A 13,992-nucleotide genomic window follows, 5' to 3' on the forward strand; every position below is an offset into this window, starting at 1 on the left:
TTTTGCAGGACGCTTTCAATGACCACCGAAAAATCGACCGCCAATCCGATTGAAGATATCTACCCGCTGTCGCCGTTGCAGCAAGGGATGCTGTTCCACTCCCTGCTGCACGAAGATTCCGGCGTGTACCTGATGCAGGATCGCTACCGAATCGGCGGTGCCATTGATGAAGTGGCGTTCCTTGAATCCTGGCGACAGGTGGTGGCGCTGCATCCTTCCCTGCGCGCCAGTTTCCAGTGGAAAACCCAGAAGCAACCGGTGCAGGTGATCCATCGCGAGGTCAAGGTTCCCCTGGACACCCTCGATCTGCGTGGGCTCGCCCCGCATGAACAGGAAGCGCGGATCCGCACGTTGCTGGAAGAGGAGCAGAAAGTCGGTTTCAACCTGTCGAAGCCGCCGCTGATTCGTTTTCGCCTGGTGCGATTGGCCGATGAGTCCTACGAATTCATTCGCAGTTTCCACCACATCCTGATGGACGCCTGGTGCATTTCCCTGGTGACCGTGGACTTCCTCAAAGTCTACGAAGCGCTGTGCAATGACCGCACGCCGGAGCTCAAGAGCCCGCGCCCGTTCCGCGATTACATCCAGTGGCTGCAACGCCAGGACGCAGGCAAGGCCGAGCAGTTTTGGCGGGGTCAGCTGCAAGGGCTGAATGCACCAACCCCACTGACCGTGGACAACGGCGTGGCCCGCGACCGCTACACCGACGCGGTGCTGGTGGACGATCAACTGATTCACCTGACCGAACCAGAAACCCAGGCTCTGGCGGCATTCTGCCGTCGCCGCCGGATCACGCCGAACACCTTCTTCCAAGGTGTCTGGTCACTGTTGTTGTCACGTTACAGCGGTCAACGGGACGTGCTGTTCGGCGTCACCGTAGCGGGTCGTCCGGCAGAGCTGACCGGCGTCGCAGAAATGATCGGCCTGTTCATCAATACCTTGCCGCTGCGGGTGTCAGTGGACCCGCACGCACCGTTGGGCAGTTGGCTGAGCGCGCTGCAAGGGCTGAACGTCGACATGCGCGACTTTGAGCACACGCCCCTGACCGACATTCAAGGCTGGAGCGATTTCCCCCGGGGGGAAACCCTGTTCGACAGCATTCTGGTGTTCGAAAACGCCCCGATCCACGAGCAAATTCTGGAAGGCGGTTTCCAGTTCAGCCTCGAAGGCATGGACCACAGCGTGCACACCCACTACGGCTTGACCGTGGTGATCCTGCCCGGCGAGCAGCTAGGCATTCGGGTGTCTTACGACCGCGAGCGTTTCGAGGCACCGACCGTGCAGCGCTTGCTTGGCCATATCGCCAGCCTGGTGCGCAGCATGCTTGCCGCACCGGAGGCGCTACTGGGCAGTTTCGAACTGCTGGCTGCCGATGAGCGTCAGCAACTGCTGGGTGAGTGGGCGGTCAATCCCCACGACTTCCCACTGGAGCAAAGTTACGCCGAACTGTTTGCCGTCCAAGTCGCCCAACGCGGCGAGCAGATTGCCGCGATCTGCGACGGTGAGTCCCTGACCTATGCCGAACTGGATCAGCGATCCACTCGCCTGGCCCACGCCTTGCGCGAAGCCGGTGCCGGTGCCGGTGCCGGTGAAGATCAACTGATCGCGCTGGTCGCCCCGCGTGGTCTGGCGCTGTTGACCATGATGATTGCCGTGTTCAAGGCTGGCGCTGCGATGCTGCCGCTTGAAGTCAATCACCCGCCGGAACGCCTGCGGGAAATCCTCAGCCTGTCCCGTGCACCGTTCCTGCTGGCCAGTGAAGGGTGCAGCGCGCTGATCGATCAGTTGCTCAGCGGCCTCGATCAGGCGCCAAAGGCCCTGTTCGCCGAAGCCTGCTGGACCGATGGCAACGATACGCCGCTGCCATTGGCGGGCGGACCGGACAGCCTGGCCTACGTGCTGTTCACCTCGGGTTCGACCGGTACGCCCAAAGGCGTGATGATCGAACAACGGGGCACGCTCAACAACATCTTCGGCAAAGTGCCGGCGCTGGGCTTGAGCGCCGAAGACCGGATTCCACAGACCGCTTCGGTGGCGTTCGACATTTCCGTGTGGCAGTTCCTCGCCGCGCCAGTACTGGGCGCCACGGTGCACATCCTGCCGGACGACGTGGCACATGACCCACAACGCCTGCTGCAAGTGATCGCCAGCGAACGCCTCAGTGTGCTGGAAATCGTTCCAAGCCTGATGCGCACACTGCTTGCGCTGTGCCCCTGCGACCTGCAATTGCCTGACCTGCGCTGGGTGCTACCTACCGGTGAAGCCCTGCCGCCAACGGTGGCCCGGGATTGGTTTGGACGTTTCCCAGACATCGCGCTGATGAACGCCTACGGCCCGGCCGAGTGCGCCGATGACGTAGCCTTCCAGCCGATCGTCGAAGCACCGGACGCTAACATCAGCCATATGCCCATCGGCCAGCCGACTGCTAACAACCGCTTGTACGTGCTGGATGAAGCGTTGCGGCCGGTGCCAATTGGTGTGGCAGGGGAAATCTGTGTAGGGGGCGTCGGTGTCGGTCGCGGCTACCTGCACGATCCGCAGCGCACCGCTGATGCATTCATCGACCATCCTGAGCTAGAAGGTCGCCTGTACCGCACCGGCGACCTCGGGCGCTGGCGTGCCGATGGCGTGATCGAATACCTCGGCCGCCGCGACCAGCAAGTGAAATTGCGTGGCCACCGGATCGAATTGACCGAAATCGAACACCGGCTGGCCCAGCACCCGAATGTTCGCGAAGCCGCTGTGTTGCTGCGCGAAAACAGCGTTGGCGAAGCCTGGCTGGTGGCCTACTGGTCGGCCCATGACGATACGTTGGGCAACGACGGGCTAACCGAACACCTGCGCGCCCAATTGCCGCTATACATGGTGCCGGCCGCGTTCGTGTGCCTGGAGCGCCTGCCGCTGAACAACAACGGCAAGGTCGATCGCAAGGCCCTGGCCGCCCAGGAACTGAGCTGGCAGGCCGACACCCTGGAAAGCATTGCGCCACGCAACGAGCTGGAATCCGCCGTGGCGAAAATCTGGGCGGAGGTGTTGGGTCGCGACACCGTTGGCGTCGAAGACAACTTCTTCACCCTCGGTGGCCACTCGCTGCTGGCCACTCAGATCGTCGCGCGTCTGCGCAGCCATTTCAAACTCGACCTGCCGTTGCGGGTGCTATTCGAACAACCGACGGTAGCGTTGCTGGCCGTCGCCATCGCCGCGCGCCAGGCTGACGTCGCACCACAAGCTACTGCGATCAGCGTGCCAAAGGCCCAGGTCCGTCCAGCGCTGCTGCCTTTGTCATTCTCGCAACAACGCCTGTGGTTCATCGAGCAACTGACGCCGGGCACGACGCTGTTCAACATCCCCTTCGCCCTGCACCTCAAAGGTGAACTCAACGTCGCGGCGCTGCATGCGAGTTTGAATGACTTGCTGGTGCGTCATGAAATCCTGCGTACCGGCATCCGCAGCACCGATGGCGTACCCAGCCAGCACATCAGTGAATCGCTGAGCATTGCATTGCCGTTCGATGATTTGTCGGCCTTGGGCGCGACGGCTCGTGAAGGTGCGCAGTTCAATGCCCTGCAAGAAACCTTTGAGCAACCGTTCGACCTGACGTCACCGCCGCTGCTGCGGGCGCGCCTGCTACGTGTGGCGCCGGGTGAACACGTGCTGGCCATCGCCTTGCATCACCTGGTCTCGGACGCGTGGTCGGCGACCATCGCCCTGCGCGAGCTGGCCCTGGGTTACGAAGCCCGTTGCAACGGCGCCCCCGCCCAACTGCCGGCCTTGCCGGTGCAGTACGCCGACTTCGCCCTGTGGCAGCGCGAACACCTGCAAGGTGCCGAGCTCAAACGCCAGCTCGATTACTGGTGCACCACGCTGGATCGTCGCAACAGCGAAGGCAGTCCGTTGCTGGCCCTGCCGACCGACCATCCACGGCCGTCGATGCAAACTTACCGTGCAGGGATCGTACAGCGTGAACTCAGTGCCGACCTCAGTGGCCGGGTGCAAGCCTTCGCCAGTCGCCTGGGCACCACGCCGTTCACCGTGTTGTTCGCCGGCTTCGCGGTACTGATGCACCGTTTGAGTGGTGAGGCCACGGTGCTGATCGGCACCCCGGTCACCCACCGCGAACAACCGGGCACCGAAGGCCTGCTCGGCATTTTGCTGAACAACCTGGCGATCCGTGCCGACTTTGAACCACAAGCGGATTTCACCGCGCTGGTGGGTCAGGTGGCCAAGCGCTTGCGCGAAGGCTTGCAGCATCAAGACCTGCCATTCGAGCAATTGGTCGACAGCCTGCAACTGCCCCGCAGCCTCAGCCATGCGCCGCTGTATCAAGTGATGGTCGCGCAACAATTGGCCATGGAATCGCGCTTGCACTTCCCGGGATTGGAATTCGAAGCCCTCGACACACCGCTCAAGCATTCCGAATGCGATCTGGATTTGCACGTGCTGTGCCCGGCCAATGCGCCGATTCAACTGGAGTTGATGTTTGCCCTGGACCTGTTCGCAGCCGACAGCGCTCGCCAGACCCTCGCCCGCCTGGAGCACTTGCTCGAGCAAATGCTCGCCGAGCCGCAACGCCCGGTGGCTGCCCTGCCACTGCTGATGGCCGCGGAATGGCAGCGCACGGTGGTCGAGTGGAACCGCACCGAGATGAAGGTGCCACAGCACCTGACCTTCGCCCAGCTGTTTGAACAGCAGGCCGAGCGCACCCCGGAGCGCGACGCGCTGTGTTTCGAAGGTCGCAGCCTGAGCTACGCCGAACTGAACCGCCGGGCCAACCAGGTGGCGCATTACCTGCGCAGTCGCGGTGTGGTCGCCAATCGTCCGGTGGCGCTGTGTGTCGAGCGTTCGCTGGAGTTGTTGATCGGTTTGCTGGGCATTCTCAAAGCAGGTGGCGCCTATGTTCCGCTGGACCCGACCTACCCGGTGGATCGTCTGGCGTACATGCTCGAAGACGCGCAACCGGCGTTGTTCCTCGGCCAGCAAGGCTTGATGGAACAGTTGGGCGCCGAACTGCCGCGTCTGCGGCTGGACAGTGACGCTGCCTTGTTCGTCGATCAACCGGACAGCAACCTCACGCCACTGGCCGGTCCCGATGATCTGGCCTACATCATGTACACCTCCGGCTCCACCGGTAAGCCCAAGGGCACGCTGGTTACAAACGGCTCGGTGGTCAACCTGGCCTGGGCGCGCATCCATGGCTTGTATCGCCGCTATACCGATCAGCCGATGCGCACCAGTTTCAACTACTCGTTTGCCTTCGACAGTTCGGTGGCCGAGCTCATCTTGCTGCTCGACGGCCATAGCCTGTACCTGACTCCGGAAGACGTGCGCTACGACCCCGAGGCCCTGGCGCAGTTTTTCCGCGAAACCCGCCTGGAAGCCTTCGAATGCACTCCGGCGCAGCTCAAGGCCCTGCTCGAAAGTGACGGCGTGCGTCGTGGCGAAGTGTATTTGCCGCGCTTCGTTCTGTTTGGTGGCGATGCGGTGGATGCGCAGCTTTGGCAGCGTCTGCCATCGATTGCCGGCAGCCGCTTCTTCAACACCTACGGTCCGACCGAATGCACGGTGGATGCGACTGGTTGCGCCGTCGATGACTTCCCGCAGCGTCCGATCATCGGGCGACCAATCGCCAACGTGCGCACGTACGTGCTCGATGCGTTCCTCAACCCGATGCCCGTCGGCGTGCCAGGGGAGCTGCACATCGGCGGTGCCGGCGTGACTCTGGGCTACCTCAACCGTGCCGAACAGACCGCGAAGGTGTTCATCGAGGACCCGTTCTCGCCGCTGGCGGGGGCGCGGATGTACAAGTCCGGCGACTTGGTGCGCTGGTTGCCCGACGGCCAGCTCGAATACCTTGGGCGCATGGACCATCAGGTGAAAATCCGTGGCTTCCGCGTCGAGCTCGGTGAAATCGAGGCCTTGATCGGCGCCCAGCCGGGTGTCCGTCAGGCGGTAGTACTGGCCCGTGAAGACGTTCCCGGCGACAAACGTCTGGTGGCGTACGTCACCTGCGACCAGCAAGCGGACATCAACACCTGGCGCAAAACCATCGGCGCCGCCCTGCCCGACTACATGGTGCCGTCAGCGTTTGTGCTGCTCGATGAGTTGCCGCTGACCGACAACGGCAAACTCAACCGCAAAGCCCTGCCTGCCCCGGATATCCAGGCTGAACCCGATGCCCAGGATCCACCGCGCACTGTCGCCGAACAGCAGCTCGCCATCCTGTGGTCCGAGCTGCTGAACGTGCCGCTGACCCAGATCGGCCGCGACAGTCACTTCTTCTACCTCGGCGGTCATTCGCTGCTGGCAGCGGTGCTGTTTGCCCGATTGCGTCAACAGTTCGTCACGGTGCCGCCGCTGCGTGCGGTGTTTGAACACCCAACCCTCGATGCACTGGCCGCCCTGTTGGGTGAGCCGCTGCAAGCGCCAGCAGCGACCTTCGTTCCGGTGGCACGTCCCGTCCGTTTACCGTTGTCGTTCGAACAACAACGCTTGTGGTTCCTCGAACAATTGAGTGCTGGCGGTGGCGAATACAACGTGGTCAGCGCCGTGCAGTTCGACGGCGAGCTGAACACCCAGGCCTTGCAATCCGCCTTGAACAGCGTGGTTCAGCGCCACGAAATCCTGCGCAGCCGCATTGTGCGTGAGACCAATGGCGAGTTGGCGCTGATCATCGAACCACAGGTGAACCTCACCTTGCGCTTGGTAGCACTGGACGCGGCCACCGACGACAGCTGGCAACATCTGACTGACGAGGCGATTCACGCCGAAACCGGACACTGCTTCGACCTTGCCACTCAAGTACCAATCCGTACCACGCTGATCCAACGCAGCAGCCACGCCCAAGCGTTGCTGTTACTGACCGTGCATCACTGCGCCACCGACGATGCCTCCAGCCAGAACCTGCTAGATGAATTGGCACAGTTCTACGCCGCGCAATGCCAAGGCTCCGTCGCCACACTGCCGAACCTAGCGCTGCAATACCCGGATTACGCGCTATGGCAGCGTGAGCCAGGGCAGCAGGCGTTGTTCCGCAGTCAACTCGAATACTGGCGCACGCGACTGGAAGACGGCAATTACCTGTTGGACCTGCCGACCGCACAGGGACGTCCAAACCAGCTAGACCCGATCGCCGGCGCGGTACAACTGCAACTGCCGCCAGAACTGGTGGGACAATTGCGGCAGTTTGCCCAACAACATGGCGCCACCCTGTACATGTTGATGCTCAGTGCCGCACAACTGTTGTTGGGGCGCTACGCCAATCAGCGCGACGTGCGGTTCGGCAGCCCGGTCGGCCAGCGTCCACTGGCCGAACTGCAGCCGCTGATCGGTTGCTTCGTTAACACTCTGGTGATGCGCGCCGACCTCGACCCAGCGCTGAACTTCGAAGGGTTGTTGAGCCAGGTGCGCAATAACGTGCTGGACGCCCAGCAGCATCAGGACGTGCCGTTCGATCAGGTCGTTGAGCACTTGGCGCCGGAACGCAGCCTCGCTCAGACACCGTTGTTCCAGGTGTTGTTCGTGATGCAAAACGCCGACTCTTCGGCCAGTCACTGGCCACAATTGCAGGTCCGCGAACGAGCGGTAACCGCTCAGGCGACCAAGTTCGATCTGAGCTGGGAAGTGCATGACGGCGAGGTGCTGTCGGTGTTGCTCGAATACCGTACTGCGCTGTTCAGCGAAACCACGGCCCGCCGTTGGTTGACGCAATGGCAACAATTGCTCGAAACAATGCTCGATGCTCCCCAGGCCCGCCTTGGTGAGTGGTCACCATTGACGGTGCCGGAGCGTCACCGACAACTGGTCGAGTGGAACGCGACCGAACGTCATTACAGCGGCCCGACCAATCTGCACACGGCCCTGACCCAACAAGCGGCCCTCAGCCCCAACGCCCCCGCGCTGGTGTTCGAAGGCCAGCGCCTGAGTTACGCCGAGCTGGATCAACGTGCGCAAACCGTGGCCAAAGCCTTGCGCGCTGCCGGTATTGGCAGCGGCGCCATCATCCCGGTGTGCATGGAGCGCTCCGTGGAAATGGTCGTCGCTTTGCTCGGCATCGTGCATGCCGGCGCGGCGTGGTTGCCGCTGGACCCTGAGTTGCCGGCCGCGCGTTTGGCGTTCCTCGTTGAAGACGCCGATGCGCAAGTCACCCTGACCCAACCGCAGTGGCTGGCGAAGTTGCCGACCGGGCACAACGCCTGGACCCTCGACGCCTTGCCACCGGCGCCTGCCGGTGAACCGATCAGCGTCAGCCCGAGCGACCTGGCCTACGTGCTCTACACCTCCGGTTCCACCGGCCAACCGAAAGGCGTGATGAACGAACACGGCGCCTTGATGAACCGTCTGCACTGGATGCAGGACGCCTTCCCGATTGGCCCGAACGACCGTGTCTTGCAGAAAACCCCGTACAGCTTTGACGTGTCGGTGTGGGAATTTTTCTGGCCATTGATCACTGGCGCCACCCTGGTGGTCGCCCGTCCAGACGGCCATCGTGACCCGGCGTACCTCAGCCAATTGATCCAGCAAGAGCAGGTCACCACCCTGCACTTCGTACCGTCGATGTTGCGCGCCTTTGTCGACGAGCCAAGCCTGGTCAACTGCCGCAGTCTGCGTCAGGTATTTGCCAGCGGTGAAGCCCTGCCGGCGGATCTGGTGCGCCGCTTCATGAGCCAACACCCGGCGGCACTGGTCAACCTCTACGGCCCGACCGAGGCGGCGATTGATGTCTCGGTATGGCGTTGCTCGGTGGACGATCTGATCGTGCCAATCGGCAAGCCGATCGCCAACCTGCGCCTGTACATCCTCGACGAAGCCATGCAGCCACTGCCCATCGGCAGCATCGGCGAGTTGTACATCGGAGGCGTCGGCGTGGCTCGCGGCTACCTGAAACGAGCGGACCTGACCGAAGAACGTTTCCTTGCCAGCCCGTTCCTCGACGGTGATCGCCTGTACCGCACCGGCGACCGTTGCCGTTTCCTCGCCGATGGCAATATCGAATACCTCGGCCGTCTCGACCATCAGGTGAAGCTGCGCGGTCAGCGGATCGAACTGGGGGAAATCGATGCTGAACTGCTGGTGCAGGCCGACGTTCGCGACGCTGCCACGTTGCTGCTTGATCAGCGTCTGGTGAGCTTCTGGTGCGGTGACGCCGAAGAAGCTTCGCTGCGTGCGGCATTGAGCGACAACTTGCCGTCGCACATGCTGCCAACCCGGTTGGTGCAACTCGACAGCTTGCCGCTCAACAGCAACGGCAAACTCGATCGCAAGGCGCTCGCCGCGCTGTCATTGCCGGAAACCAAAAGCGACCAGCCACGCAGAGCGCCGCGCAACATCACTGAAACCGTGTTGTGCGAGTTGTTCAGCGAAGTGCTGGAATGCCCGTTGGTGGGGATCGACGATCATTTCTTCCACCTCGGCGGCCATTCCTTGCTGGCCACGCGACTGGTCGCCCGGGTTCGTGAACGCCTCGGCGCTAGTCTGGCGCTGGCGTTGGTGTTCGCTCAGCCGACGGTGGCGGCGTTGGCCGGTCATCTGCGCGCAGCAATGCCGGGGGAACTGATCACCGCACAACCGCGTCCGGCAAAGTTGCCGTTGGGCCTGGCGCAGCAGCGGTTCTGGATGCTGAGCCGTCTGGTGCCGGATTCGCGCGAATATCACATGCCGTTCGCCCTGACTCTGCATGGCGAGCTTCAGGTTCAGGCCTTGCGCGAGGCATTCGAGCAAGTCAGCGAGCGCCATCTGGTACTGCGCAGCCGCATTGTCGAAGTTGAAGGCGAGCCGCAGTTGCTGATCGACTATCAGGGCCCGGCGCTCGCGGTCACGTCGGTCACCACACAAGACTGGGCGACGGCGTTCGCCGATGCTCAGAACGAGCTGATGGCACCGTTCGACCTGGCCACCGCCGCACCTTGGCGGGCACACCTGTTGCAACGTCAGGGCAGCGACGAAAGCCTGTTGCTGGTGTGCCTGCACCACAGCGCCACCGACGGTTGGGCGATGCAGTTGCTGATCGACGAACTGGCCCAGGCCTACAGCGCCGGCCTGAACGGGAAATCGCCTGCCAGGACCGCGCTGGACGTCGACTATGTCGACTTCGCCCTGTGGCAGCAGTATCCAGACACCCAGGCTCGACGCAATGACAGCCTGGATTACTGGAAAAATCACCTCGGCCAGGACGACTACCAACTCGATCTGCCCCTGGACCATCCACGCGGAGCCGAAGCGGATCGTCGCGCCCAACTGCTGACCGTCAGACTCGGCGCTCACCGAGCGGAAGCGATCCGTCAGTTCGCCCGTCAACGCGGCAGCACCCCCTATGTCGTACTGGCCACGGCCTTGAGTGCTTTGCTTGCGCGCTATAGCGGTCAGCGTGAAATTCGCTTCGGCACCCCGGCCGATCAGCGCGATCAGCCGCAAACCCAGGCACTGCTGGCGTGTCTGGTGAATACGTTGGTGATTCGCAGTGAAGTTGATCAACAGGCCCCGGCCGAGCAGTTACTGGCCGGCCTTGAAGCCGATCTGCGCGCCGCCCAGGCCCACGCCGACCTGCCGTTCGCCACATTGGTCGGTGCCGTGGCCCAGCGTCGCGACCTGAACCGCACGCCGCTGTTCCAGGTGATGTTCTCCCTCAATCACGGCCGCATGGACAGCAGTCAATGGCCGGGGCTGAGCATCGAAGAGCAGGCGCTGCCGGTGATCGACGCCAAGTTCGAACTGAGCTGGGAAGTCCAGGACGATGGCAGCGACATGATCCTCGCGCTGGAATACCAGGCGGCGCTGTTTGACGAATTGACGATGCAGCGTTGGAGCGCGCAATGGTGTGAACTGCTGGACGCGCTGGTGGCGACGCCGGCCAGGAGGTTGGTCGAGTTGTTCCCGCAAGAACAGGATCAGCAACAGCTGGATCGCTGGAACGCGACCGAACGTCATTACAGCGGCCCGACCAATCTGCACACGGCCCTGACCCAGCAAGCGGCCCTCAGCCCCAACGCTCCAGCGCTGGTGTTCGAAGGCCAGCGCCTGAGTTACGCCGAGCTGGATCAACGTGCCCAGCAACTCGCCCGCGCCTTGCGCGCTGCCGGTATCGGCAGCGGCGCCATCGTCCCGGTGTGCATGGAGCGCTCCGTGGAAATGGTCGTCGCTTTGCTCGGCATCGTGCATGCCGGCGCGGCGTGGTTGCCGCTGGACCCTGAGTTGCCGGCCGCGCGCCTGGCGTTCCTCGTTGAAGACGCCGGTGCGCAAGTCACCCTGACCCAACCGCAGTGGCTGGCGAAGTTGCCGACCGGGCACAACGCCTGGACCCTCGACGCCTTGCCACCGGCGCCTGCCGGTGAACCGATCAGCGTCAGCCCGAGCGACCTGGCCTACGTGCTCTACACCTCCGGTTCCACCGGCCAACCGAAAGGCGTGATGAACGAACACGGCGCCTTGATGAACCGTCTGCACTGGATGCAGGACGCCTTCCCGATTGGCCCGAACGACCGCGTCTTGCAGAAAACCCCGTACAGCTTTGACGTGTCGGTGTGGGAATTCTTCTGGCCATTGATCACTGGCGCCACCCTGGTGGTCGCCCGTCCAGACGGCCATCGTGACCCGGCGTACCTCAGCCAATTGATCCGGCAAGAGCAGGTCACCACCCTGCACTTCGTACCGTCGATGTTACGCGCCTTTGTCGACGAGCCAAGCCTGGTCAACTGCCGCAGTCTGCGTCAGGTATTTGCCAGCGGTGAAGCCCTGCCGGCGGATCTGGTGCGCCGCTTCATGAGCCAACACCCGGCGGCACTGGTCAACCTCTACGGCCCGACCGAGGCGGCGATTGATGTCTCGGTATGGCGTTGCTCGGTGGACGATCTGATCGTGCCAATCGGCAAGCCGATCGCCAACCTGCGCCTGTACATCCTCGACGAATCCATGCAGCCACTGCCCATCGGCAGCATCGGCGAGTTGTACATCGGCGGCGTCGGCGTGGCTCGCGGCTACCTGAAACGAGCGGACCTGACCGAGGAACGTTTCCTTGCCAGCCCGTTCCTCGACGGTGATCGCCTGTACCGCACCGGCGACCGTTGCCGTTTCCTCGCCGATGGCAATATCGAATACCTCGGCCGTCTCGACCATCAGGTGAAGCTGCGCGGTCAGCGGATCGAACTGGGGGAAATCGATGCGGCGCTGTTGAACCAGCCTGGTATCACCGGTGCCTGCACCCTGGTGATCGATAACCGCTTGGTGGCGTTCTACAGCAGCAGCGCCGCGCAATCGGAGCTGGGCGCGCTGCTCACCGCCGAGTTGCCGGCGCACATGGTGCCGGCGGTGTGGGTCGAAGTACCGGCCCTGCCCCTGACCACCAACGGCAAGATCGACCGCAAGGCCTTGGCCAACCGGCCACTGCCGCAGACTCAGGAAGGCCACGTCGCACCGCGCAACGAACTGGAAGCCCTGCTCTGCCAGTTGTTCGGTGAACTGCTTGGCGAAGCCTTGACCGGTGGCCGTGAAGTCGGGACTTCGGACAGTTTCTTCGCCCTGGGCGGTGACTCGATTCTCGGTCTGAAACTGATCTCGCGACTGCGTGAACAGGGTTATTCGCTCACGCCAAAAGACCTGTTCCGCTCGCCGACCCCGGCGGTATTGGCTCAAGTGGCCAGTCCGTTGCTGACGCTGGCCGAACAAGGCGATGTGACCGGTGCGATGCCGCTGATGCCGTTGCATCAGTGGTTCTTTGACCAACAACAGCCGCAGGCCGCGCACTGGAACCAATCGGTGCTGGCCGACAGCGACCGGCGTCTACAGCCAGACCTCGTGCAGGCGACCCTTGACCGTCTGGTCGCCCACCACGATGCATTGCGCTTGCGTTTCACTGAGGTTGACGGGCAATGGCAGGCGCAGATCGCGCCGGTTGAGCCTGCACAATTGACGTGCTGCGAACGCCTGGAGCATCTCCCGCAGGTCGCGAAAAGCCTGGACCTGCAACACGGCCCGCTGTTCGCCGCTGCGTTGCTCGAAGGCGAGCCGCAACGTTTGTATCTGGTCGCGCATCACCTTGTGGTGGACGCGGTGTCATGGACGCCGTTACTGGAAGATTTCCAGCAGCTGTATCAAGGGCTGGAACGTGGCGAGAACCCGCGTCTGCCGGCGAAAACCACGTCCTACCGGCAATGGGCCGAGCACCTGCACGCCCATGCCGCTAAGGTCAGCGCCGAACAGCGCTACTGGAACGCCCAGACCACAGCGAACAGTGCGCCGGTGGCCACGGTTGCCGAGCGGCAGACACTGTCCGCCCGTTGGGACACCGCACGCACTCATCAATGGCTGACCGAGTCCCATGCCGCCTACCGCACACAGCCGGAAGAACTGCTGATCGCCGCCCTCGCCGCCACCCTGGCAGAAGCCGAAAGACGCGCCGACATCGTGGTCGACCTGGAGCGCCATGGTCGCGATGCACCGTTCGAAGGCCTGGATGTCAGCCGCACCGTCGGTTGGTTTACCACCCTGTTTCCGTTACGGGTGAATTCCAGCGGAGCCCCCGGCGATCGGGTGCGCAACGCCAAGGAAGCATTGCGCGCCGTGCCGGGTCAGGGCCTGGGTCACGGACTGCTGCGCCAGCGCGGCGAGTTGCCGTCGGGCCGTGGCGATGTGTTGTTCAACTACCTGGGGCATGAGCAAACGCCACAGGGCTGGTTGCGTGCCAGCACCTTGGCCCCACCGCCGGACGTGGCATTGGCCAACCGAGTGACCCACGACCGTGAGGTGGTGGCCTGGCTGGAAGACGGTGTGCTGCGTGTCGAATGGCACAGCGTCACCCCGGCCGCCGACAGCCGCTTGCCCGCTCGCCTGCTGGAACACCTGCAAGCACTGGTCGGGCATTGCCTCGACCCGCAGGCCGGGACGCTGATGCCGTCGGACTTCCCACTGGCCAAAGGCATGAACCAGGCGACCCTCGACACCCTGCTCAAACGCCTGGGGCCGAAGAAGTGAGCCCCGACCTCGAACTGACCTTGACTTCGG

General features: G+C 63.2%; 1 protein-coding gene. It reads left to right on the forward strand.

The window, feature by feature from the left end:
• Positions 1-18 precede the first annotated feature (18 nt).
• Positions 19-13,962, forward strand: coding sequence for a non-ribosomal peptide synthase/polyketide synthase (locus FQ187_RS10870; RefSeq protein WP_149629456.1), 13,944 nt, complete (start codon positions 19-21; stop codon positions 13,960-13,962).
• Positions 13,963-13,992: the final 30 nt, after the last annotated feature.

The organism is Pseudomonas sp. ANT_J28, assembly GCF_008370005.1.
In the GTDB taxonomy this organism is placed as follows: domain Bacteria; phylum Pseudomonadota; class Gammaproteobacteria; order Pseudomonadales; family Pseudomonadaceae; genus Aquipseudomonas; species Aquipseudomonas frigoris.